Source organism: Streptomyces sp. NPDC058307, from assembly GCF_042880295.1.
Lineage (GTDB): Bacteria > Actinomycetota > Actinomycetes > Streptomycetales > Streptomycetaceae > Streptomyces.
Genome location: NZ_JBHVYZ010000022.1, coordinates 25,587 through 47,967 on the forward strand (window position 1 = coordinate 25,587; position 22,381 = coordinate 47,967).

At 67.1% G+C, this 22,381-nt stretch carries 23 protein-coding genes; 5 read left to right on the forward strand and 18 right to left on the reverse strand.

From position 1 onward, the window contains the following. The first annotated feature begins 22 nt into the window (after positions 1-22). The 4 genes from ACFVYN_RS17945 to ACFVYN_RS17960 all read left to right on the forward strand — a co-directional run bounded on the left by ACFVYN_RS17945 (position 23) and on the right by ACFVYN_RS17960 (position 3,679). Positions 23-595, forward strand: coding sequence for an SUKH-4 family immunity protein (locus ACFVYN_RS17945; protein ID WP_389999178.1), 573 nt, complete (start codon positions 23-25; stop codon positions 593-595). Between the two features lie 12 nt (positions 596-607). Continuing rightward, the gene (locus ACFVYN_RS17950) at positions 608-1,444 is read left to right on the forward strand and encodes a nucleic acid/nucleotide deaminase domain-containing protein (protein WP_389999181.1); all 837 of its coding nucleotides are present in this window, start codon (positions 608-610) and stop codon (positions 1,442-1,444) included. A gap of 38 nt (positions 1,445-1,482) precedes the next feature. Beyond that, positions 1,483-3,300, forward strand: coding sequence for a hypothetical protein (locus ACFVYN_RS17955; RefSeq protein WP_389999184.1), 1,818 nt, complete (start codon positions 1,483-1,485; stop codon positions 3,298-3,300). A 238-nt stretch (positions 3,301-3,538) separates the two neighbouring features. Continuing rightward, on the forward strand, positions 3,539-3,679 hold the full coding sequence (locus tag ACFVYN_RS17960) for a hypothetical protein (protein ID WP_389999186.1): 141 nt from the start codon (positions 3,539-3,541) through the stop codon (positions 3,677-3,679). A 127-nt stretch (positions 3,680-3,806) separates the two neighbouring features. Here the strand turns inward: ACFVYN_RS17960 and ACFVYN_RS17965 are convergent, their stop codons facing one another. From ACFVYN_RS17965 to ACFVYN_RS18000, 8 genes are all read right to left on the reverse strand, one after another. After that, positions 3,807-5,258 carry a hypothetical protein gene (locus ACFVYN_RS17965; RefSeq protein WP_389999189.1) on the reverse strand — a complete coding sequence of 484 codons (1,452 nt, stop codon included), beginning with the start codon at positions 5,256-5,258 and terminating at the stop codon, positions 3,807-3,809. Further along, positions 5,255-6,385, reverse strand: a complete 1,131-nt coding sequence (locus tag ACFVYN_RS17970) for a WXG100 family type VII secretion target (protein WP_389999192.1) — start codon at positions 6,383-6,385, stop codon at positions 5,255-5,257. Before ACFVYN_RS17970 ends, ACFVYN_RS17965 begins: the two co-directional genes overlap by 4 nt. Continuing rightward, complete coding sequence (locus tag ACFVYN_RS17975; RefSeq protein ID WP_389999195.1) at positions 6,382-6,705, reverse strand: hypothetical protein; 324 nt, start codon at positions 6,703-6,705, stop codon at positions 6,382-6,384. The genes ACFVYN_RS17970 and ACFVYN_RS17975 overlap by 4 nt, the downstream gene beginning before the upstream one ends. 537 nt (positions 6,706-7,242) lie before the next feature. Then, the gene (locus ACFVYN_RS17980; protein WP_389999197.1) at positions 7,243-8,271 is read right to left on the reverse strand and encodes a hypothetical protein; all 1,029 of its coding nucleotides are present in this window, start codon (positions 8,269-8,271) and stop codon (positions 7,243-7,245) included. 60 nt (positions 8,272-8,331) lie between these two features. Then, entirely contained in the window at positions 8,332-8,901 is a 570-nt protein-coding gene (locus ACFVYN_RS17985; protein ID WP_389999200.1) for a hypothetical protein, read from the reverse strand. Between the two features lie 80 nt (positions 8,902-8,981). Beyond that, positions 8,982-11,195: a DUF6571 family protein gene (locus tag ACFVYN_RS17990; protein ID WP_389999203.1), complete on the reverse strand. Its 2,214-nt coding sequence runs from the start codon at positions 11,193-11,195 to the stop codon at positions 8,982-8,984. Between the two features lie 92 nt (positions 11,196-11,287). Continuing rightward, positions 11,288-11,722 carry a hypothetical protein gene (locus tag ACFVYN_RS17995; protein WP_389999206.1) on the reverse strand — a complete coding sequence of 145 codons (435 nt, stop codon included), beginning with the start codon at positions 11,720-11,722 and terminating at the stop codon, positions 11,288-11,290. A gap of 288 nt (positions 11,723-12,010) precedes the next feature. After that, complete coding sequence (locus ACFVYN_RS18000; protein WP_389999209.1) at positions 12,011-12,712, reverse strand: hypothetical protein; 702 nt, start codon at positions 12,710-12,712, stop codon at positions 12,011-12,013. Between the two features lie 420 nt (positions 12,713-13,132). On the opposite strand from ACFVYN_RS18000, the gene ACFVYN_RS18005 reads away from it, so the two are divergent. Beyond that, positions 13,133-13,645, forward strand: coding sequence for a hypothetical protein (locus ACFVYN_RS18005; protein WP_389999212.1), 513 nt, complete (start codon positions 13,133-13,135; stop codon positions 13,643-13,645). A gap of 64 nt (positions 13,646-13,709) precedes the next feature. Here ACFVYN_RS18005 and ACFVYN_RS18010 read toward each other — a convergent pair whose 3' ends face one another. The 10 genes from ACFVYN_RS18010 to ACFVYN_RS18055 form a co-directional block, all read right to left on the reverse strand. Continuing rightward, the gene (locus tag ACFVYN_RS18010; RefSeq protein ID WP_389999215.1) at positions 13,710-14,219 is read right to left on the reverse strand and encodes a hypothetical protein; all 510 of its coding nucleotides are present in this window, start codon (positions 14,217-14,219) and stop codon (positions 13,710-13,712) included. Continuing rightward, a complete protein-coding gene (locus ACFVYN_RS18015) occupies positions 14,216-15,655 on the reverse strand; it encodes a putative T7SS-secreted protein (RefSeq protein ID WP_389999218.1) in 1,440 nt (479 codons plus the stop codon). The genes ACFVYN_RS18010 and ACFVYN_RS18015 overlap by 4 nt, the downstream gene beginning before the upstream one ends. Positions 15,656-15,679: 24 nt before the next feature. Then, complete coding sequence (locus ACFVYN_RS18020) at positions 15,680-16,429, reverse strand: hypothetical protein (protein WP_389999220.1); 750 nt, start codon at positions 16,427-16,429, stop codon at positions 15,680-15,682. After that, a complete protein-coding gene (locus ACFVYN_RS18025) occupies positions 16,426-16,734 on the reverse strand; it encodes a hypothetical protein (RefSeq protein WP_389999223.1) in 309 nt (102 codons plus the stop codon). Before ACFVYN_RS18025 ends, ACFVYN_RS18020 begins: the two co-directional genes overlap by 4 nt. Positions 16,735-16,915: 181 nt before the next feature. Further along, the gene (locus ACFVYN_RS18030) at positions 16,916-18,241 is read right to left on the reverse strand and encodes a S8 family serine peptidase (RefSeq protein WP_389999226.1); all 1,326 of its coding nucleotides are present in this window, start codon (positions 18,239-18,241) and stop codon (positions 16,916-16,918) included. A 92-nt stretch (positions 18,242-18,333) separates the two neighbouring features. Further along, positions 18,334-19,773 carry a hypothetical protein gene (locus ACFVYN_RS18035; protein WP_389999228.1) on the reverse strand — a complete coding sequence of 480 codons (1,440 nt, stop codon included), beginning with the start codon at positions 19,771-19,773 and terminating at the stop codon, positions 18,334-18,336. Positions 19,774-19,812: 39 nt separating this feature from the next. Next, positions 19,813-20,127 (reverse strand): WXG100 family type VII secretion target, encoded by a 315-nt coding sequence (locus ACFVYN_RS18040; RefSeq protein WP_389999231.1) that lies wholly within the window; start codon positions 20,125-20,127, stop codon positions 19,813-19,815. Positions 20,128-20,132: 5 nt separating this feature from the next. Beyond that, positions 20,133-21,428 carry a type VII secretion-associated serine protease mycosin gene (gene mycP / locus ACFVYN_RS18045; protein ID WP_389999234.1) on the reverse strand — a complete coding sequence of 432 codons (1,296 nt, stop codon included), beginning with the start codon at positions 21,426-21,428 and terminating at the stop codon, positions 20,133-20,135. A 133-nt stretch (positions 21,429-21,561) separates the two neighbouring features. Then, entirely contained in the window at positions 21,562-21,855 is a 294-nt protein-coding gene (locus ACFVYN_RS18050; protein ID WP_057616722.1) for a WXG100 family type VII secretion target, read from the reverse strand. Positions 21,856-21,922: 67 nt separating this feature from the next. Continuing rightward, positions 21,923-22,243 (reverse strand): WXG100 family type VII secretion target, encoded by a 321-nt coding sequence (locus tag ACFVYN_RS18055; RefSeq protein WP_007385064.1) that lies wholly within the window; start codon positions 22,241-22,243, stop codon positions 21,923-21,925. Positions 22,244-22,381: the final 138 nt, after the last annotated feature.

Consider the following 22,381-nt stretch of genomic DNA (forward strand, 5'->3'; position numbering starts at 1 on the left):
CACGAGACAGACAGGTCACGAAATGACACCCCCCATCGATCGGGAGACCCTGGAGACGGAGTTCGGCCCGGACGAACTCGTCACGTTTCCCGAGGCCGTGGTGGCGACCGTCCGGCACGGGCCGAGTGCGCGTTTCCTGCGCGATGTCGGCCTTCCGTCCCGCCCCAACCCCTGGTTCGACCTCGTGAACGGCACGCCGGAGGAGGCCAGAGCGCTCGGCGCCTGCTACGACGACCTCCGCGAGCGGTGGACCGACCTGCCCGAGGGCGCCGAGAACTGGCTCCTGCTCGGCACGGTCCCCTACGACGACATCGCCCTGGACGGTGTCACCGGGGTCGTCCAGTTGCTGCCGGGGGACGGGTCCGACATCTGTCCGCTGAACAAGGACCTCTCCTCCTTCGCGCACTTTCTCCATCTCCTGGAGAGGGAACGCCCGCACTACGACTTCGCGTCGGAACAGGAAACCCTCGACCCCGCGGGAGCGGCCCGTCGGCTGGGCGAGCGGATGCGGGAGATCGACCCGCAGGCCCTGGCGGGGGCCCGGTCGCGCTGGCACGACATCCTGGAGTACGTCGAATTCCCCGAAGCGCGATAGGCGGAGCCATCCATGACTGTCCCCCACCACGACGTCCGGCACTTCCGGCAGGACGCAGCCGGTGACGCCCGCGACACACCCGCGAGCGTGCGCCGGCTCGCGGAGGTCGCGGTCCCCGTCCAGGTCGGGCCCTACTTCGTCACCGCCCCCGACGACGCGGTGGGCCTGCGGGAGTACGCGGAGGCCGTGGGCCGACGGGTCGTGGAGGAGTCCTGCAGGGAGTGGGCGCGGCTCGGCTCGGACCGCGGCTTCGAGATCTGCGCCGATGCGGAGGGGGTCGTACGGGCCGTACTCCTCGACTGGGCCGAGGAGTCGAGGTTCGTGAACTCCAGCCCCGAGGCGTTCGCCGAGTCGCTCGTGGTGCTGGACCGGGCCCTGGGCGAGATGTACCGCACGGAGGAGCCGCAGGAGGCCGCGGCCGTGTTCGCGCAGCTGGAGCAGCGGCTGAGGACCCGGGATCCGCGGGCCTTCGAGGGGCGCGAGAACTGGTGGCCGCTCGTCCTCGACGACATCCGGGACACCGCGAGCGCAGAGTGGTTCACCGCGTTCGAGATCGTCGACGGACAGGGTGAGAAGCAGATCGTCACGCAGGCCGGCGGAATAGGCGTCCACCCGGAGGAACAGCTCTGGTCCCGGCTACGGGCCGCGGGGGTCGAGCCGGAGCAGGTACTGCGGATCCACACCGAGTTGGAGGCCTGCTTCATGCCGGGCCACTACTGCTCGCTGTGGCTCGGACAGGTCTTCCCCGACGCCCGTCTGACACACAACTTCCCCTACGGCGAGACGGCCGAGTCGCGTGCCGAGGGTATCCGGCTGCTGCGCGAGGCCGCCGACCAGCAGCCGTCGTAGGGCGCCGGAGAACGACTGATGAGGGGGAGCCCTACGCCATGACCGCCGAGACCACCACACCGGACCTCGCCTCCTGGCCGCCGTTGGACGACCGTGAGCGGCCCGCCGCGCGGCGGTTGCTCGCATGGGCGGCCGACGGCAGCGGGACGGAACCCCGGCTGTGCCTGGTGCGGGGTGCCGAGGGCAGCGGAAAGAGCCGTCTGCTGGCCTGGTTCCTGGTCGGGTCGGCCGACCACCCGGCGACGACGGTCCACGCCACCGTCCTGGCCGAGGGACTGACGGCCGAGTCCTTCGCCTGGGCCATGGGGCGCCAGCTCGGCTACGGCCCGCTCGGCCCGGCAAGGCTGCTGGACCGGGTCAGCCGGGACGAGCGACCGGTCCTGCTCCTCGTACCCGATCTGCACCGGGCCGGGGCGGGCTCCGCGGATCTGCCGGCGGCCGCACCGGAAACCCTGGTCGCCGAGGTGCTGGAGCCGCTGCTGTCCCTGTCCCATGTGCGTGCGGCCGTCGAGGTCGGCGACCGCGAGCTGCTGAGCGCGGACGGCGCGGAGGTCATCGACCTGGGCGAGGGCACCGTGGACACCCCGGGCGGTGAGGCCCCGTACCCGGAGCTCCTCGCGGCGGTCCCGCACACCTCTGGTGGCCGTCCGGACTGGTCCCGGGCGCCCGACCCGGTCCGCCGCTACATCCTCGACGTGGCACTGCGCGCCGACGACCAAGGGGCCGCCGTACGCGAGCTGTTGACCGACCCCGGCTTCCTGGTCCACGGCTCGGCCGCCGCGCTCACCGCCCTCCTCGCCGACGAGCGCGTCCCCGTGCCCGGGCGGCTGCGCGAGGTGTGGAGGCGCGCCGCAGCCGAACTGACGGCGTATCACACCGGCAGCGCCGAACGGGCCGCCCTCCTGCACACCGCCGCCGTGGACACGGACCCCGCCCTGGCCGGGTACCTTCAGCCTCTCGCCGAGCGTCACTGGTGGACCGCGGTGTGGGCCCGGCACGAACTCGCGGTGAGCGCGCTCGCCCTGGTGCCGGGCGAGGAGCGACGGGTGCTGGCGACCGATGCCATGGGGCGGCCGCGGTCGTACGAAGTGGACGGCGGTGCGCCGGCCGGGGCCGTCGTCGGTGCGGTCCGTGGGGATGCCGGTTTCCCGCCGTCCTTCGTACGACCGGACTCCGTCGCCCCGCGCGACGCCCACTCGGTACTGCTGCTCGACCGGTCCGGTGCGCTGCTGCCGCTCGTGCCCGAGGACGAGCCGACGGTGGCGTTCGTGCTCGGGCACATCGCCGGGCACCATGGCGCGGCTGCCCTCGCCGGCGAGGAGTCGGAGGTCAGCGCGCTCGGCAACGGTGGCTCGCAGGGGCCGTACGCCGTCGTCGGCGACCAGGGCGGCACGGTTCACCTGTGGTCCCTGCGCGAGTATCAGGACACCCCGCGCGCCTGCCAGGTGCACGAGCATCCGGTCACCGCCGCCACCTGCGTCGACACCGCCGAGGGGCTGACCCTCACCTTCAGCGCCGGGTCGGACGGCTCGGTGCGGCTGTGGGAGGCGTCCTCCGCCGAGCCGATGCCTGTCCCGGTGCAGCAGCGCCGCCATCTGGTCACCGCCCTCGCCGCGGCCGACACCCCGGCCGGTCCGGTGCTCGCCGTGGCCTGGAGCGACGGTGAACTGCACCTGTGGCACGTGCTTTCCGGGACCGTGCGCGTCCTGCCCCTGCTGCGGCCGTGCACCGCGCTCGCGCTCACACCAGGAGGGCTGCTCCTCGTCGGGGACCCCGAGGGTCTGTACGCCGTACAGCTACGACCGGACGCGCTCCGGGAGCTGCGGGCCGCCGGATCCGGTTCCGCCGCGTCGTAGTCGCCGGTGGGCGGGGGCGGCAGGACCCAGTCGGGGTCTTCGAAGTCGTTGACCTGGCAGCCGTCATGACCATTACGGGGGAGCTGTTGATCACTTGACCCTATAAGGACGTCCGTTCCCCCGGTCAAGGCCCGCTGGACGTATCGCCACAAGGTCTCCAAGGACGGCTTCGGCGAGATCGAGGGCCGCGAGGTCATCTCGACCTCTCCCGTCGTCCTGATCCGGCACGGTGACCAAGGTGACGCCGTCTTCTCCCGGCACGTCAATATCGGCCCGGCCCTGCTGGGACGAGGACTGCCTGTCCGTGTTCGAGCCGAACTCTTCCGTCGTCTACGGGGAGACGCCGTACACGCTGGTGGCCCTGCCGACTGCGGACTGACGGAGGGGTTGTTGCTCGGGAGGCTACCGTCGCGCACGTACCCGCGACGGAAGCCTTCCGAGCGGCTCAGGACCTGACCGGCCCTCCCTCCGACGTGCCCGGTGAGAGGCCAGTTCACCGACGTGTCTCAACCCTCCGTCGCGTCTCCATCACCGTGGTCCATCCTCGCCACTGCCTGCACGGTGAGACCGGCAAGGGGCGCCAAGACGCCCGCCACCGCCGTCCACACCCGCCACACGCCACTGTCCGGGACGAGCAGCAGGGCGGCGAGGCACCCCAGGGCCACCGCGAACCCCACGACCACCGGCGCGGACGCCGTCACGAGCCAACCGGCACCGAGGTCCAGGGTCTGGACCCGCCGCTCGGGGTCCGGTCGGGCGGGTTCCATGACACCCGCCTCCTCGACCTGCTCAGCCACCTGGACGGGGACGGCACCCGGCAGCTGCCAGCCGTCGTCACCGACGAGTTCGGCCAACACGTCTTTGCCACGGCGCTGTTGGGGATGCCAGAGGAGCCAGCCTTGTACGCCGGTCAGGGCGGCCCCGGCGTCTTCGCCGGCCATCTGGGAGTGGAAGGGAACCTGCCGCCCACGGCCCTCCAGCACCAAACAGCGCAGTCTGCGGGTGTTCTCCCGACGCTTCTTCTCGTCGGCCGCCTCCGGACTGCCGGGCGGCGGCGCGTCGATGTGCTCGGCAGTTCCGGTGACGGAGACGCGCAGCGCCTTCCAGTCGGGGCCGACGGTGCGCCTGGGGCGACGCATGCTCTCGCTCTTCCACCAGTAGCAGAGCGGACCGAGAGTCGCCAGCGCCCACAAGCCACCGATCGTCCAAGAGTCGCCGACCTGTACGGCTCGCCCGGCGAGTTGCCGCTCCACGTCGTCCCGCTGGTCGTCACCGATGGCGCCGAGATCGGGGCGGTGGGGGACGTAGGCGACGTAGAGCTCACTGCCGACTTCCCGGCGGTAGTTCGTGGTCGCCTCGAAGCTCACAGGCACACCCTCACCGGTCGGCGACGGAAGCAGAACGGTGAAGTCCGCTGTGGCATCGGCCGTGCTGTGACGACTGTCGGCAACCTCGTTCTCAATCTTCACGACGGGACGCTCCTCGATCACCGCACCGGCCTCGGCCAGTACGGCACTCGTGCCGGTTCCGCGTGCATCGACGACGGCGAGCGTCACCCAGAGAGCCAACATCGTGGGAACGGCGACCATCGCACCGGCGAAGCGTGCCGACGGCCAGCGCGTGCCACCCAGCCTCGACGGCACGGTGCCCTCCCGGCAGCCAGGGGTCGTCGAAAGGATCCGCACACCCCACCGGTAGGTCTCGCGACGGGACGGGCCGCCCCCACACAGCACCGCCACGCCCAGGATCACCACACATGCGGCCAACAGCACCAGCGAAGACCCCGAGACAATCGCGCGCACCGGCGTGGATCCCAGGAAGAGCCACGCGGCGGTCAACGCCCCGAGGGCGAGCGGAGTCGCTGCGGCAACGAACCTCCCGCAGCGGCGGAAAAGACGAAGACCGGTGACGTCGGCTGTGCCGCTCGCGTCCTTGTCCATGGTCCATTCACTGCTCACCCGAACGCTCCATACCTCTGCGGGTCGGGCCGCCCCCGCAGGGCGCCGGCGTCGTCTTCCGCATCCCTTTGTGCGTCAGCGACCGCGCCGGGCCTGTCCTTACCGTGCTCGGCGTTGGGATTGCCGTTGACCAGTCCGTCGACATCCTGGGCCATGGTGCCTCCTGCCCCCAGTCCGAAGCTGATGGGCGCATTGGTGGCTAGATCCCCTACGAGTTGGTGCGCCGCGGAGAGCGTCCGTCCATCCGCGGCTCGGTGGACCGCAACGCTCCCGGAGCCCCCGGCCAACCCTCCGGCCACGGCTCCGAGGGCCATCTGAGAGGCATCGAACCGGTCCCGACTGTGAAGGTTGTTCAGGCTGTCACCGACGACCGACGAGGCGGCCCCTACCGCCACACCATCAGCGGCGCTGGCCCACGCACCTCCGCCCAGCCTTTGAGCCAACAAACCGGCTCCGAACTTCCCACCCAGCGCTCCCACCACTCCATCGACCGCGTTGTTGGCGAACTCGGCGTCCTTGCCCATGGCCAGGTTGGTTGCGATCCCCGTACCCGTCCCCGCCCCCCACTGCACACCCAGCTCGACAGCCAGCCGCAGCGGCCCACTGTTCCTCACCAGCCCTCGGACGTACCGGAACAGACGAGCGGCAGCGCTGAGCAGCCGACCCAACTTCGACGCGGCGTTCCCGGCCTGCGCCGCCAGCCGCATGGCATTCGCAGCTCCCGCCGCCGCCGAGAAGCCCACCGTGACGAATGACAGCGCGACGGACGCCGCGATCGAGACACCGATCTCGAGGTAGATCTGATGAATCTCGTCATTGATCTCCTCGATGTTGTCGGCAGCCTCCTCAAGCCCCCTCGCCGCCTGATCGAAAAGCGGCGCGGTCTCCTCGACCGCTCTCCCGACCTTCTCCCAGTACTCTCGGAACGCCTCGGCGGATTCCCCCCGCCAATGCTCACCGAGAACCCCCCGCACCCTCCTGTCGAGTCCGCCGTACGCCTCCTCCAGTTCCTCCCCCATCGTGCGCCACCCCTTGGCCGCCGCACGCAGCACATCGGGACGGCCGCCGGGATTGACCACCTCGATCCCGGCTTCGTAGATCTTCTCGGCGACGCTCTCCTCGCTCACGGCTTCCCACCCTTGAACAGCCCGGCAAGAGCCTCGTCCGCCGCTTCGGAATTCTTCGCGTTGTCCTTGAGGGCCTGGTTCAGCTCCTCAAAGTGGCGAGCCAGATTCCCCAACGATTCGACCATCCCGGCGGCCAAGTCCACGTAGGCCGACGTGACCTCTTCGGACTCCGTCAGAAACCCGAAACCGTCGTGGATCTGCTCCGCCCCCGTCGTACGCTCAAATGCCCTGACCGCACTCGCCAGGTCATACGCCCGCGTATCGAACGCCCCTGCCAGCTTCGCCAGTTCCTGCGGATCTAAGTAGAAGTCACCAGACATGCGCCGCTCCCCACTCCCTCTCCACCGAGACTTCGACGTGCACTTCCGCAACCGAAGAGCGCGCGAAGAGTCACGTGTCAGCACCCGAAGGAGGGACGGCGTCAACCCATGGATACGTGGCCTCTGTCCGTGCGACCATCCCGGTCACCTGACAGTGCGCCTGGGCACAGGCAGACTGGTCAAAGATGCCGGCATCATCGCGGACAAGCCGCAGCAGACCGCCGACGGTTACACCGGCCCCGACCAGCAGATCACCGACTCGAAGGGGGCGGGACCACGCCTGGCGGGGGCAGCGCTTCCCAGGGCCCGGCGACCGCCTGGGGAGGGGGAGGAGCACATTATCGAAACGATCGGTATCGACCTCCCCCGCGACATCGGGAGCACAGGGAACTCGGTGTGCCGATGAATGGAACGAGTGCGGCCGACGCGACCCTCACCGATCTGATCCGGGCTGCGTTCCGCAACGCGATGCCGCCGACGATCTCGACGTCAACAAGATCCTGCCGGACAACCCGTCTCCGCGATCGACTTCCGTGCTCAAGAGGGCAGAGCCGCCGGTGCGCCACACCCATGGCGGGCCGCCGACTGCTCCGCGAAGTGCTCAAGATCCGCGCGCTCCTCTTTCGTGAGCGCGTCCGAGGTGAACTCCCGGTTGCTGCCCTCGACCGGCGAAGCGCGGTAATAACCGATGCCCAAAGCGCCTTGGCAGGTGGCTGACGTCCAGGCCGTGTATTCGTCGGTTCCCGAAGGAGTGTCGTGACCGCCGTACTTACCGTCGACCACAGCCTTGGAAGCATCGCTGAAGGGACCGTATGCGGCGGCAAGTTGCAGACCGCCGACGAGTAGACACTCTTCGGCCGGTGACGTTCCAGCGGCGGTTTCCCGCACCTTCGTCACGGACGTCATCCCTTTGCAGGTCCCCGTGGCATCGCTCGCCCGCACGGTCGCGGCTTCGGCAGCCGGAGGGGTGAGCTTGCCCGAGTTTCCTGGTTCCGTCGCACAACCGGTTTTCTCTGCGGCACGCTGGGCTGCCCCGGTCACCGTACGGGCGAGGTCGAGCCGGACGGCCTTTGTGGGCTCGCTGCCGTAGGGCGACTCGCCCACCACGAGGATTCCGCTGCCCTCCTCCGGCGTCCAGTTCCTACAGCTGAGAAGTACCGACGTCGTGGCCTCGTCCTCGTCGGTGACCATGAATCCTTGCCAACCCGCGTCCAGAGGTACGGGAAAGGAGTCCTGGTCACGCTGGAAGGAATAGAACCCGTATGCGTTGTGAGCACCGGACGCGGTCTCGATCGATAGGACGACGCCGTCGACATCGCACGTCGTCGCCAGGCCGGGTGGCTCCGTCACATCGCTGGAGACGTCGAACTGCCTACTGGAGACGTGGAAGCCCAAGCCGAGCAGGGAGAGTTTCGACTTCCCCGCGAGGCTCAGCACGGGGTCGACCGGAAGCATCCCACTGCACACCCGCGCGGTCTTGGCGGCCGGGTACTGGAGTTGGAATCCGTAGTACCCGGCCCCCAGGACGGCCAGCGTCAGCGCGGAACTGATCAGCCGACGCTTCACGTCTCCCCGGAACAGTGCCGATTGGTCCCACTTCACTGGAAGCAATTCCCGTCTGTGTCCTCAGCTGCCCGAGGGACTCGGAGACGCTGAACCAGAATCCGCTCCGGACTGGACTGCGGAGCACTTGAACACTTCACCGCCGAGATACCGCGCGGCGATGGTCGCGGCGGAGGCAAACGTCTCTCGCTGCCCGCTGTCGAGAGTCCGGGTCGGTGGCATGTTCGCCACCTCGACTTCGAGCAGTTCGTGCTCGCTCACGCCCCGCCCCTCGAAGGCGCAGGGGATGGCGACGAACGCACGGTTCTTCTCCACGTATCCGACTGCCGAGTCGACCTTGAACGACTTGACAGTGGAGGCGCCGGGCGACCGGTACCTGTCGAGGTCGTCAAGGTCGTCCGAGTGCCAGAGATAGTCGATCCGGACAGAGTCCTCTTTCCCGTAGAGCTCACATCTCCCGGCAGCCGTCCACTGCGTGGGAGAGAACTTGCTGGTCTTCTCCGAGACGACGCCGCTGTCACCGACAAGCGTTGCGAAGACCTGGCCCTTGAGGTTGCCGTCACACACCGAGGTGCTGCGGTCATCCTCGTCGCCACCCTGGCCGCTGCATCCGGCTGCGACCAGCACCGCCATAGTGACAACAGCCAATGATCTCAGACCCTGCCGAGGTCCCCGGGCGACACCAGGCTCACGAGTGTCCAGCACTGTCGAAATCATCGCCCGCTCCCGGAAGAGTTCCACGTCGCCCCCGTGGTGTGCCCGTCGTCCGCCGCCCGCGCCGCGGACTCGGCCAGTGTGTTCAGCTTCTGGGGGGACATGTCCACCCCCGAGTTCCTGATGGCTTCGCGGAGCGAATCCGCAGTGGAGTCCCGCAAGGCCGCCCTTCCTTCCGCGTACCTGGAGTACGCATCTTTCTGGGCTTCGTCGGTGGTGTCCTGCTGGACCTGGTCCACCACCATCGCCTGGATGTCCTCGACGGCCCAACCCGCGATGGTCCCGACGATCGGAGCGGCCGCTCCCGTCGCTGCGCCGACCGCCATACCCAGACCACGCCCGGCCCACTTGTCGCCTGTCGCCACGGCATCGTTGAAGTCCTTGTCAGACGCCGAGTGCTCCTCGAAGATCGCCTGATCGCGGGCGTCGCTGAGAATACCGGCCACGACGCCGCCCGGATGAGCCACGTTCTCCATCGCGGGGGTCATCTCGTCGTAGCCGGGATGCTGCTTCGCCACCTCCTGCATCCAGATGGCGGTGTTGGCCTGCGAGGACTCGCTGATCGCGACGTAGGCGTCCGGGTCGCGCCCGACGTTCGCAAGAAAGGGCACTAGCGTGCCGGTCTCGAACCCCTTGGGGGGATTGACCGGTTCACCAAAGGGCTTGATCGTGCCCTGTTCGTTCCCGAACGCGGCTTGGACGTCCGCCATGTACTCGGCCGTCATGTTGCCCAGGCTGTCCCGCATTTCGTCCCTGGGAGAGCCACTGATCAGACCGGGATCGCCGCCGATGGTGCCGACGAGTTCGTTCATCAGAGCCGCGCGATCGGCCGTGTGTTTGACCGGGGCTCCGTCGCTGTCGAAGGGGCGGCCCGAGGTGGCGGATTCCAGGGCATGCCCGAGGTTGTTGTATCCGCTGGGGTTGCCGGGGTCACCGGTGTATCCGGGGCCCTCGGGCCAGTGCCGGTCCTTCAGCAGGTAGTCCAGGTGATCGACCTTCTGGCCGTCAATGGTGGCGTCGGACGTGAGGAACTCGGTGGAGGCGTCCGGGTTGTGCCCCAGCGCGTCCATGAAGCCCGCCATCGGATCGAGCGCCCCGATGTTGGTCGTACCCAGTGTCCGCGGATACCCCCAGTACGCGTCCGGGTTCTGCCCCGCGTTGGCGCCGTTCTTCTCCGCGGTGATCAGCGCGTCGCCGTAGCCCTGGAGGAAGTCCTTGTCCCACTTGCCCTCGCTCATCAGGCTGCTGGTGAGCTGGTAGCCGCTGAGGCCGTACGGCGACTCGGTGGGGTTGGCGTTGAAGTCTCGCTGGCCTGCCTTGAGCAGGTCGTTCTGGAACTTGGTGATGTCCGGGTCGGGGCCACCCTTGCGGTGATCGTCCGACGTGGTCGCCGTTCCGATGGTGGTGCCCAAGTTCGCCTTGAGCTCCTTGAGTTGGGCCAGCTGCGCCTTGGAGAGCGTGGTGCCGGCCGGCGGGCTCATGAGCTCGTTGTACTTGCTCAGCATGTTCTCGCCACCGGTCTTGACCGCGAAGTCCCTGGAGAACTCGGGGTCGTTCTTGTTGGCGGAGAGGAGCAGGTTGAGCTTGGTGATCTCGGCGTCGGAGAGGCGGCCCTTCTTGTTCATCAGGGCGGCGGCCTGGTCGGCCTCGACGGAGTCGAGGGTGGTGTAGACGCTGGTGTTGAAGGACTGGCTGTCGCCGTTGGCGTCGCGTTCCAGGGCCGAACTGGCGGCCGTGTCCGCGGCGGTGGCCACCTCCAGGACGCGCGTCAGCCGGGAGACGAGCGAGTCCAGCTTCTTCTTGCGTTCCTCGGCAAGGCCTGGCGAGGCGGAGGCGGTCGGGCTGTCCTGGCGCGGGTCGACGTCCTCGACACGGCCGTCGTCGTAGACCTTGTAGTGGTCCTCGCGGGCCTCGTCGAGCAGGGCGTGCAACTGCTTCTGGGAGGCGGTGAATTCGCCGTGCGCGTCCAGCAGCAGCTTGGCGATGCGCTCCGCCTCGGTGGCGGCGTTCTCGTACTCCGTGCGGGCCTTGCCCATGGTGACGAAGGCGGCCTCGGCGGCGTCGCCCTCCCAGTGGCCCTTGAGGTGGTTGACGACCCGCTGCTCGAACTCCCGCTGCAACGCGTCGTACTTGGCCGGCAACGCTTTCCAGGACGCGGCGGCGTCGGCCAGCGGGCCGAGGTCGGCCTTGTCGAGGTAGGGGATGGACACCATGTGCGACTGCTCCTTGTGAGGGGGTTCCGGTCCGACTCGATGGGCTCGCCCGGGCGCGGCGCTACGGCGGCGACGGCCTCGGGCGGCCCGGCTCACCCGAAGGGCGTGCTGATCGAGTGCTGCCGGGCCTGTTCCTCCTGCTCGGTGCTGGTGTAGTGGCCGGAGGTGGTGTGGAGCTTGTCGCTGATGTCCTGGAGCAGGCTCTTGAGGTTGATGACCTGGGAGCCCCAGCGGACGTCCATGGTCACCAGGGAGCCGGCGGTGGCCCAGGAGCCGGCCTCGGCCATGCCTCCGGCGCTGTGCTTGTTCAGCCCCCTGGAGGCGCTCAGGCAGTCGTCGTCGGCGCCGTTGTCGGCGTTCTCGGTGGCACCGCGCAGCTCGACGAGGGCGTTGGCTGCCTCGTCGAGGCGCTGGGTGTCGACGTTGGTACCACCGCCGCCACCCCCGCTACCGCCCTCTGCGGGCACGGAGTTCAGCCGCGTCCGAGTGGATCCGCTGTGCTGCGGCGTATCGAAGGGAGTACTCATCCCTTGTCCCATCCCCGTGGTGAAAGTGGTGGACATGCCCGGTTCGCTCACTCGACCACGGATTTCGTCGCATCCGTACGACGTGAGGTGCCCACTCCGGCCGAACCTCGCGCTCGGCGACCTAGGCAAGGACATGCCAATCAGCAGGCGAAAGATACCGGATCTTCCGTCGGGCGGCTCAGCGTTGGCCGCACTGTGGGACCGGAGGGTGAACACGAATGGCTCGGCGGACGTCTGCCCGCCGAGCCGCTCACCGCTCACCGCTCACCGCTCACCCTGAACCGAAGATCAGCCTGCGGGCGCCTCCAAAACCGCCCCCGACGGCACCTTCACACCCACCGCCCCGCCGAAGTCGGAGTTCGTGCGGTCCTGCATGTCGTCACGGGTGCTGTCCACCTTGATGAAGTACGGCTTGCCGGTGGTTGCCACGTACCAGGTCACGGACTCCCCCTTCTCCGCCAGCACGACCGGAACCGCCTGCTGACCGTCCACCGTGGTGACCTTGCCCTTGGTCACCTTGGTGTCGGCGTCGAGCGTGTCGGGGTCGGTCAACTGCTCCTGGTGACACCAACTCGCAAGCTTCTTCATCAGCGCGTTGCTCGACGTCCCATGGGTCCATTTGGTCGTGGAGAACGCCTTCTCCCCGAGCGCGGAGTTCAACCCCTCGGCGAACGTCGAATCAGGCCTGGCCCAAATGTCCTTGCCCTTGCGGATGATCTCGAAGGAACCCTTCTTCGTGATTTCGACGCTGCCGACACATTCCGTGGCGGAGAGTCGCAGATCACTCTTGGTGCCCTCGCGCTCCATCTTCTCGTGGAAGGATCCCGCCTCGGCATTGGTCTTCATGCCGGTGTCGTAGATCTCCTTCGCGGAGAGCTTGTCGATACCGTTGGGCTCCGCGGCGGGACTGGCCTTCGCGGCCTCGGACGGCGTGGAACCAGCCGCGGACTTCGCGGCATCACTGTCACCGTTGCAGGCCGTGAGTGACACGAGTGCAACGGCGCAGGTGAGCGCGACGGCTGCATGTCGGGCAGACGGAATGTACGTCTTCATAAAGACCCCCGTGAGTATTCGATTGCGGGCAAACTCCGTGATCATCTAAACAACAATCGCCCGATACTCCAACTCGGCTTGCTGCCGGCCGAGTTGTCGCCCGAAACCCTCAGGAGTGACCGCGTCCAACGCCTGCAAGGCCGTCACAGGCGTTGGAGTCTAGCCGCCGGAGTGGGCGTACTGGCACAGGGGATGCGCGAAATGACTCCGCAAGCCCGAGCCGGCAGCGGAAGCACAGCCGGATTTCCACGAGCTGAACACCAATATTTCACGTGACCCGCCGAGGATCCCCGCTCCACAACGGACTCCTCCGGATGCCCTTCCGACCAGTGGCCGCAGAGCCCGTAGATTGACCTCGTGGGACTCTTCGACAAGTTGACCGGCACGCAGCGCCCCGACGACGGTGTAACACCGGCCTCCCCCAGGGAAGTGCGGGCAGCCCTGCTCGGCCTCAACCGGCCTGACCTCCCGTACGTCATCCGCGACGGCGCCCCGGAGGACGCCGACCTCGTCGCGGAGTGGCGACTGGCCGAACCGACCTGGCAGACCTTCTTCGTCCAGTCCCAACTGTCGCGCGCCATCCGCATCCGCATGCGCCTGGCCGACGAGGACCATGAGGTACGCGCCCTCGAGGAAGCGTGGGAGGTCAGCCGCGTCGGGAACCCTCCGAGACTCGAGATGTCGTCGCAGTACACACGCGGACCGAGCAGGACCGTCTCCACCCGGTGGGGTGTCCGCCGAGACGACGCCGGCAACCTCGAACCAACGAAGACCTTCCACTTCGACAGTTCGGACCTGGTCGATCCCCTGCGAGACACCGTCCTCAAGTCGGGCTGGACATGGCGTGGTGTGGTCTTCGGCAAATTGTGAGTGGCATGGGGAGTCGAGGCGTGCCGTCCTGCCCTAGTCGACCGCAGACACAGGTCAGGTCAGCTCACGGGCATCGCAGTTGCAGCCACTCGGGCAGCTTCTTCTCGAAACCGTCGGCCGGCACCCAACCGAATTCATTGTGGGCGATGTCCAGGGCGCGCCTCGCGCCTAGCAGGCGGTAGTAGCAGTCATCGACACCCAACCGGTGTTTGCCCCCTGAGCAGGGAAGCGGCACCGGGGCCCCAGGTCGTGGAGGGACACAGTTCAGGCGGTGGTCCGCGAGGAACTGCCGCAACTCGCGCTCCTGTTCCTGGGGGTCACGGATCCGGTCGAGACGCAGGCGTTCCCGGTCCACCCAGATTCGGCGCCGCCAGCGCGGCTTCCTGGCCCGTCCGGTACCCGAACTCGGTACGTCGACCTCGAGAACAGTGAGCAGAAGAATCGGAATGCGCGCCAGCACCCAGGCCGGAGGGCCCCAGAGCCACTGCAGGAAATAACGCGTCCAGATACGCGGCGCCGGTTTGGGCGGTCTAGGGTCCCACTCGCGGCCGAAACCAGTGGTCACTGTGCTCATCCGAATGCTCCAAGGCCTCGATCGGCCAAGTCCTTGTACTTCTCGTACTTCCCGTGCACCTCATCGGACAGGGCCGTCTCGGCCGACTCCACGAACTTGTACCCTCGGTAGGCAGCCTCGGCACCGCGCGAGACCCACGAGGTGGGATCGATGAACGTCTTGCCGTTGTCACCCAGCTTCACCGCATCGGCCAAACCCGGGATCTTGCCCAGCGGAGTGTGGTCGATGATCTTTGGAAAGAGGTGTTCGTCAGCCCACTTGACAGGGCTCGTCAGTGGCCTCTCATACCGCGTGGCATCGTTGAAAACGCGCTCAGTTGCCATCGCGAGCCGATCCTTGACCGAATCGGCGGTGACCCGGTACACCGCATTGCCTTCACCGAAGAGCCCCAGGAACTTCTTGGACTCCAGAAAGACTTCAGCATTCTTGGCTTTGCCGGCTATCTCGGCTATGCGCTCTGTTGCCTTGAACGAGTCCGCCGCGATTTCAACGCCCTTCCAGGCGCCCATGGCGACTTTGCCGCCCCGGAGAAGATCACCAAACGGCACAAAACCTGCGATGTCGAGGCCGATGTCCGCCCAGGAGCCCTTCTTGGCGCCGGCCGCCCATCCGGCCGCATGGAATCCGAGCGCCCCGGCGTTGAGGATCCTGCCCGCGATCTCGAAGACCGCGGCTCCGATGACCGTCTCCGAGAAGACGATGGCCAGCACGTCACAGGCGGCGGCCGCCATGCCCAGCCAGTCGCCGATCTTGTAGATCGTGTCGGCGTGCTCCTGTACCCACTTCCAGATGTCCCCGGCCAGCTCCGTGATCTGGTCCCCGAGGCCTTTGAGCGTATCCATGAAACGGTCGAACAAGCCCGGCTTGTCCGGGGCGCACTCGGCAGCCCTGCGGATGGCCTCCGCGGCAGCCCGTGCGGCCTGCTCGTGATCACCGAGCAGGCCCTGGGCCTTCTTGATGACGGCATTCAGGTCGCCGGTGGCCTCGTTGACCCGTCTGACGGCGTAGTCCAGACGCTGCTGGGCGTTGTTCAGTGCCGCTTCGGTGTCGAAGGTCTTCCCCGCGAGCTGCAGGTCTGGAGCGCCCTGCGCCTCCTTGAGTACCCGGCGCGCCTCCTCCGCCTCCCGCTCGTAGCGGGCGGCGAGCGCCTGGAAGTCGGCCAGCTGGGAGTGCCATTGATTGAGGGCCTGCGCAGCATCGATCAGGGAACTGTGGCCATCGGCGAGGTACTTCGGCAGCTCTCCGACCTTCTTGGCGAAACCGGACGCGGCGTCGCCTTCCCACACGCCGTCGGCCTTCCCTATTTTCGTGAGCGTGCCGTGGGCCTCGTTCAGCTGGTTGCCCACCTTGCTCAGGGTGGTGACGAGTCGCTGCACCGACGCCGGCACGCCGGGTGCCGGGTCGAAGCCGAGCGCGTCGTAGGTCTGCGTGCTCATACGTCTACGTCCTCCTCGACGCGATCATCCGAACGGGTTGGGCGTAGGCGTGGTGGTCCTGGCGGGAGCGACGGGCGCATCTACCCGGTGATCTCTACCGGCGTCGTCAAAGGCGATGGTGTCGGCGATATCGGCCAGTACTGCCTGGTACATGTACAGGTCCTGGACGTCGGCGGAACTGAGCGACAGAAGGAGGACCCGATCCTCGTCGGGGAAGGGCAGCCAGATCTCGATACGGACGGCAAACCGTTCCTGCTCCCCGTCCGCCAGCTGCCAGACCATGCGAGTACCCGCGACATGCACCACAGCGGGCCCGGCCGGGAGACGGACCGGCAGCACATCGCCGCCGTCCTTGCTTCGTGCCAGTGTCTCGGCGATGCCGGCAGCGGCAAGCGCAGGGTCCGGGTTGGCGAGATCCTGCACACTGACCAACAGGGTGCAACGGCTGACTCGTTCCACCGGCTGTGATCCGTCTTCGCTGCCTCCGACAGGGAAGACACCCATCGCGTTGTAGACGGCGCCTTCGGAAACCAGGTGCCGCGAGTTCACCCCGTACAGGGCGGCGGTGAGGGCGCGAAGGGGCTCTCGCTCTTCTTGGCCGCCCCAGTAGTCACGCGCGAACGCGACCATCTGCTCATCGAGAGCGACCTCATCAGCGCCCGCGCCGAGAGGGATCTCGTGGAATTCGGGTTGCACTTGGAAGCGGAACGCCGACGAAGCAGGCCTGGAGTCGGTCGTTCTCTCCACCGTGGTGTCCGAGGCCGGCGTCGTCACTTGCCGTCCGCCTTCCCGGACGCCTTGAACGCCTCGGCGACCTGCTCCTCCAGACTCTCGTAGACCTTCCTGGTCTCCGAGAGCCCCTCCGTGACCCCGCCGGTGGCGTCAGCGATCAGCCCGATCCCATAGCCCCATTTGTTCTGGAACTCGTCGCACGCCTCTTCCAACTCGGCGTAGCCCGAGCCCTGCGGGCCGATGTTCTTCAACTGCTGCATGGCCGAACGCATGGTGTCCGCGCATTCGCCGAGTTGCACGCTCAGCCGAGCGAGCGCCTCAAGTTCAACCTTGTAATAGCCAGCCACCGTCCTCGAACTCCCCCGTGATGTTGAGTCTCGGCCCCCAGGCCGAACAATCGATGGTCAGATTACAGCCGTCGACCGAAGGTCGCACTCACTCCCGGGGGCTGTTTCAAACTCTGCTGACCTGACGGTGGTTGCCATGCAGCTGACCGTCAGCGCGCCCCCATACAAGTGGTGCTCGCGCCTACTGCGGCGGCCACTGGCCTTGAGGCGGGGGCGAGTGCTGCTGGTAGGGGTTCTGCGGCGGCGAGACAGGCTGCTGGTACGGATTCTGCTGCGGAGGGAAGGGCTGCTGACCGTACTGCGGGTAGCCACCTGGACCACCGGGCCCGCCGTTGTTGTTCTTGTTCCGCCGGGACAACTTCACGATCAGAAGGACAATGAGGCCGATGACTACCAGGGCAATGACACCGAGGACGAGGAAGAAGACCATTTGCTTCTGGTCGGCCTTTTCTTTTTCTGTGGCGGAGTCGGCGTCAGATGTCGCAGCACTTGCTGCAGCAGACGGACTGTCAGACCCCGGGGCCGCCAACGGCCCCAACTTCGAGCCTGCGGGGATGTCCTCGGTCAGCGCGGCGAGGGGGCGAATGGTTCCGTAACCGTACTTCTCGTCAGGAAGCGAGAGTCCCTTGGCGGTGGCGGGCAAGACAGCAGTCTTGACGAGGCGATTGGCAATCTGGCCAGCAGTCAAGTCGGGAAACTTTGACTTGATCAAGGCGGCAGCTGCAGACGTAAACGCTGCAGAGTCGGATGTTCCTGTGCCGATGCGGAGTTTGTTCCCAGGCCATCCAGCACTCACGATGTCCGTGGCAGGAGCAGTCAATAGGACTTGGGGTCCATAGTTCGAGCCGTCCCAGATGGTCCCGTCTTTTCCTACCCCACCGACCGTCAGTACGCCCGGAAACTCACCTGGGAAGTCAATCTGACCGGACTCACCTTCATTTCCGGAGGCCGCCACGATGAGGACATCATGCTCAATCGCATACGCCACTGCCGCTCGATCCTCGGGAAATTCGTGGCTAGTGCTCACAGACATACTGATAACGGAAGCACCGCGATCCACTGCGTAGCGAATCTCCTCCGCGAAGCTACCGCCGCCCCACCGAACGGGAAGAATCTTGGCTTCCGGGGCCAGCCCCATCACACCATCGGCAGCACTCGTGCCATGCCCGTGTCCGGCAATGAGCGAGGCCATTTCTGTGCCGTGATTGGTGGATAGATTAGAATCGGATTCTTCCGGAGAAGCGTCATCATCACCGTCCACAAAATCCTTACCTTTGAGCACGTTGCCTTGAAGATCTTGGTGCCCAGCATTGACCCCTGTGTCGATGACGGCGACCGTGACACCCTTGCCCGTTGACACCTTCCAAGCGGACTCGGCCTGCAGCACATCCAGTGCCCACTGGTCACGTCTGGTCTGGTCGGCAGAAGCAATAGGTGCCGCTGCCAGGATGAGCGCGCCTGTCAGTGCCGTGGTGCCTACAGCACGCACCATTCGCGTGAAGGCCATTCCCTCTCCCTCTCCCATACCCAACGTGGGCGTGACCCGAAGGCCACGCCCACGCATCCTGTCACGTGCCGGTGAACCCCGACGGCATACGTCTACTCAATGACTCGAGGAGCCACGTTCGTCTCCGGGGCCCAAGTCTCCTCGTCCTCCACCAAGTAGTTGGGGCGCTCTCCCTCGCGCTGCTCGTCTTCCTTGCGGCGACCAGTGCGTGAACCGGGGGCGCCTGCGATGCCGCCCTTGCGGACAGCGCTGGCTCCCTTTCCTGCGGCTCCGCGGCTGCTGTGCAGGCCCGATCCACCGGCGGTGCCCCTACCCGCGCCCGCACCGGATTTGGGCGTGCCACCGACGACGCCGCCACGAGCCGTGCCTCCGACACGCCCGGCTGCGCCCTTGGCAGCGCCTGCGCCCCCCACACCGCCAGCACCAACACCAGCACGACCTGCCATACCCCCGGCGGCGCCAGCACGACCGACCATGCCACCGCGAGCGGCCCCGACGCCTCCAACCGCACCGCCTACCGCACCGCCGACGAAGCCTGAACCACCACCGACGCCACCACCGCCAACGGTTCCACTACCGACCGTACCGATGCCGCCAGTCGTGGGCGCACCCGTATGACCGCCGGAAACGCCGTCAATCGCAGTACCGATCTGAGGCTGTGACACCGAGGGCTGGTGGACGCCGCCCGTAATATCCGACGGCTTGTGGGCACCGCCCGTAATACCCGACGGCGGGGACACAGACTTTGACGAGTCGATCGTGCTGACCTGGCCGCTGCGGGCAGTACCTGTTGTCGCGGCGTTCGGGCTTCGAGTGGCGCTCTCTGTCGGCACTGGTACAGGAGCCGGAGCAACGCCACCCGGATCGCCCGGATAGTCCTCGCTGTCGTCTCTGGTCTTGTTCAGGGTCCACTGCCCCATCTCCGCAGCCCGACTGTTATAAGCCGCCCCCAACGCCTCCATCTTCACAGCCATCCGCAGCTGTGCCTCGCGTCCCTCCGACAGGCTGCCCGCGTTGCCGTCGAGGGCCTCCTGGGAGCCGGCGCCGCTCTTGAGGGCGTTGTTCGCGCCCGAGTCGTCCCGGTGGCCCATGTTGCCGACGTAGTCGAGTCCGCTGGAGATCTTGCTCGGCTTCTCCATCGCCAGGACCTCGGGCTTGATCTTCGAGAGCGTCGCGGCGGCGCCCTTGAGGGAGACCGAGGTGTGCGTGGCGTACTTGGAGCTGTCGGTGATCTTCTTGCTGATCACCTGGGCCCGCTCCCGGAACAGGTCCGCGCTCTGTCCTTCCCAGTGGGCCAGGACGTGCTCGACGGCGGCGTCGAGGGTTTCCTTGATCCCGCCGGGGCCGACCAGGTCCTTGCTGAGGGCCTCCCAGGCCGTCGCGACCCTGGTCACGGTCCCCGGGTCGGCGTCACGGACCATGTCCTTCATCTGGTCCATGTCGTAGTTGAGCCCGAACGGCGTGGTGTGCTTCGCCGCAATGCACTGATTCGTCTCGACGTACTCGAAGTCGTCGATGCCCTTGTCGCCCATGTCTACAGCCCCCTCATATCCACGTAGCAGGACATCCCGTTACTTCTGGTTGAACGCCGCATAGTTCTCCGCCTCAGCGTCGCTGAACGCGTCATGCGTCCTCTTCGTCTTCTTCCCGAAGTCGTCCAGCACGTCTTCCAGGTGCGCGACGATCTCGTAGAGACGCTCCTTCATCGCTTCGTGGGCGTCGTACAGCGCCTTCGCCTCACCGAAGCCCGTACCGAGCGCGCCCTGCGGCAGGTACGTGTTGCCCATGCAGCTCGACTTGGACGTCGACATGTCCCTGATGACGCCGTTGAGCTTGGTAATCGTCCCCTCGATCTCACTCAGATCGACCTTGTACTGCTCAGCCATGATGCTCAGCTCCCCGTTGACTCCACGTTGTTACCCACACCCTGCTTGCGCCGCCAGTCGCTGAGGACCCGCCCGCCCCCGAAGAGCAGCAGGACCAACGCGAATCCCGTCGCCAGGACGTACAGCGCGTAGCGTTCCGTTCGTTGCTGCTCGCTCTCGCCGAGGACCAGTGTCGCGGCCTGGACGTCGGCGGCGGCGCCCGCGGGGCCGGCCGAGTCCGGCTTGGGGCCGGCGGCGGAGGGCTCCGTCGTGTCGTCGTTGACCGCTGCCGCCGGGTCGATGACGCCCCAGCCCACGAAGTCGTCGCGGCCCGCCTTGGTCCGGTCCGCCGTCTGCTCGATCTGGGTGATGACCTGCTTGTAGGTCCACTTCGGGTGCTTGGCGCGGATCAGCGCCGCGACACCCGAGACGTACGGCGCCGCGAAACTCGTGCCCTGGTCGACGCAGTTGCCGCCCACCGGGACGGTCGAGACCATGTCGATGCCCGGTGCCGCGACGCCCACGAACGGCCCCGACTGGGAGAAGGGGGCACGGGCGTTGTTGCGGTCGGAGGCGGCGACCGCGAGCACACCGGGGTACGCCGCCGGGTACGTCTCCTTGGCCTTGCCGTCCGCACCGTCGTTGCCGGCCGCGGCCACGATCAGCGCGTCCTTCGACTGGGCGAACTTGATGGCCGACTGGAAGGCCTCGTCGACCGACGGGTCCATCTTGGACGCGGTGTCCTGCGAGATGTTGATGACCTGGGCGCCCTGCTCGGCCGCCCACTTGATGGCCTGCATCATCGTGCCGACGTTGCCGCTGCCCTGGTCGTCGTTCTGGCGGATCGGGATGATCGTCGCTTCCGGGGCGAGGCCGACGAAGCCGGTGCCGTCGAGCTTCCTGGCCGCGATGATGCCCGCCACCTTGGTGCCGTGGCCGACCTTGTCGGACTTGCCGTTGCCGCCGGGGTGGAGGAAGTCCTTGCCGTTGGCGACCGCGCCGCCCTTGAGCTGCGCGTTGACGGTGTCGACGCCGGTGTCGATGACGGCGACCTTGACGCCCTTGCCCTTGGTGGTCTGCCACAGCTGGTCCAGAACCACGCGCTGCAGCGACCAGGGCGTTCCCTTGATGACGTCGGACGGGAACGAGCAGCTGGTGTCGTCGACCTGGAAGCGCACGTCGTCGTCGGCCAGGGTGGTCCGCACGCGCTCGGCGGCGGTGCTCGGTGTGGCCCCCGCCAAGGGCAGCCCACAGGCCAGAACCGCGACCGCGGCGGTGCCTGCGGCGCTCCGACGCGCGACGCGCGATGCCCCGGATCCCACTGTCTTACGTCCTCCCGTTTTGTTTCTGTACGGGACGCATGAACCGGCTTTGAGCGGAAAGGTCCATGCGCCCCGTGAACCGCCGATGGGGGCGAGTGCGCGACAGCGCACCCGCCCCCATCAAGCGGTCACGTCAGCCGCCCCAGATCTGGGCGTTCTTCGACTCGGTCGCCTGGTAGTTCTGGGCGGCGCTGTCGAGGGCCTTGGCGATGGCCTCCAGCGTCTGCTGCATGGAGGCGGCTCGCTGGTCCCACTCGGCCTGCTTGGCGCGGTAGGACTCCTGCGCCGTGCCTTCCCAGCTGGCGGAGATGCGCTTGACACCGCTCTCCAGCTCGTCAAGCTGCGTACGGATCTTGCCCGCAGTGCTGCGGACGTCCTGCGCGGCCTGGGAGATCGTGGCGAAATTTACAAGAATCTGCCCGGACATCTCTTCTATGTCTCCTCGGATGTGTGGATGGTCGGTCACGGCCGTGCGCAGCGGCGCACGGGTCCGATCATCCGAAGGGGGACGAGGCCGCGATGTTCTGGATGGACGCGCGCTGCTCCTCTTCCGACGCCGCGTAGGCCTTGGTGCTCTGGTCGATCGCTTCCTTGATGTCGTTCAAGATCTGGTTGATCTTGTTGGCATCCTGGTTCACCTGCGACTGCAGGTTGTTGTACGCGGTGGCCGCCGAGCCCTTCCAGCCGCCCGTGATCGTGTCGATCACGGTCTGCAGGCGGGAGATTTCGCCCTGGATCGAGGAGTTGACCGAGGAGATCTTGCCGCTGAAAGCGACCATCTCCTCCTCGGTCATGGTGAACTGCTGTCCAGCCATGTTGTGTCCCCCATGAGACGTAGGAGTTCTGAGTAGACCCTCACTCGGAACGCCGACACCGAATGGTGGCAGGCGTATCCCGTCCGGTCTGGTTCCACTCTAGTCGCATCGGCCGACGGAGCGAACATCAGTTGGGGC

Coding starts and splice junctions, on each gene's coding strand:
- ACFVYN_RS17945 (WP_389999178.1), top strand. CDS start 23: ATGACACCCCCCATCGATCGGGAGACCCTGGAGACGGAGTTCGGCCCG.
- ACFVYN_RS17950 (WP_389999181.1), top strand. CDS start 608: ATGACTGTCCCCCACCACGACGTCCGGCACTTCCGGCAGGACGCAGCC.
- ACFVYN_RS17955 (WP_389999184.1), top strand. CDS start 1,483: ATGACCGCCGAGACCACCACACCGGACCTCGCCTCCTGGCCGCCGTTG.
- ACFVYN_RS17975 (WP_389999195.1), bottom strand. CDS start 6,705: ATGTCTGGTGACTTCTACTTAGATCCGCAGGAACTGGCGAAGCTGGCA.
- ACFVYN_RS17985 (WP_389999200.1), bottom strand. CDS start 8,901: ATGGCGGTGCTGGTCGCAGCCGGATGCAGCGGCCAGGGTGGCGACGAG.
- ACFVYN_RS17990 (WP_389999203.1), bottom strand. CDS start 11,195: ATGGTGTCCATCCCCTACCTCGACAAGGCCGACCTCGGCCCGCTGGCC.
- ACFVYN_RS17995 (WP_389999206.1), bottom strand. CDS start 11,722: ATGAGTACTCCCTTCGATACGCCGCAGCACAGCGGATCCACTCGGACG.
- ACFVYN_RS18010 (WP_389999215.1), bottom strand. CDS start 14,219: ATGAGCACAGTGACCACTGGTTTCGGCCGCGAGTGGGACCCTAGACCG.
- ACFVYN_RS18015 (WP_389999218.1), bottom strand. CDS start 15,655: ATGAGCACGCAGACCTACGACGCGCTCGGCTTCGACCCGGCACCCGGC.
- ACFVYN_RS18030 (WP_389999226.1), bottom strand. CDS start 18,241: ATGGCCTTCACGCGAATGGTGCGTGCTGTAGGCACCACGGCACTGACA.
- ACFVYN_RS18035 (WP_389999228.1), bottom strand. CDS start 19,773: ATGGGCGACAAGGGCATCGACGACTTCGAGTACGTCGAGACGAATCAG.
- ACFVYN_RS18040 (WP_389999231.1), bottom strand. CDS start 20,127: ATGGCTGAGCAGTACAAGGTCGATCTGAGTGAGATCGAGGGGACGATT.
- ACFVYN_RS18050 (WP_057616722.1), bottom strand. CDS start 21,855: ATGTCCGGGCAGATTCTTGTAAATTTCGCCACGATCTCCCAGGCCGCG.
- ACFVYN_RS18055 (WP_007385064.1), bottom strand. CDS start 22,243: ATGGCTGGACAGCAGTTCACCATGACCGAGGAGGAGATGGTCGCTTTC.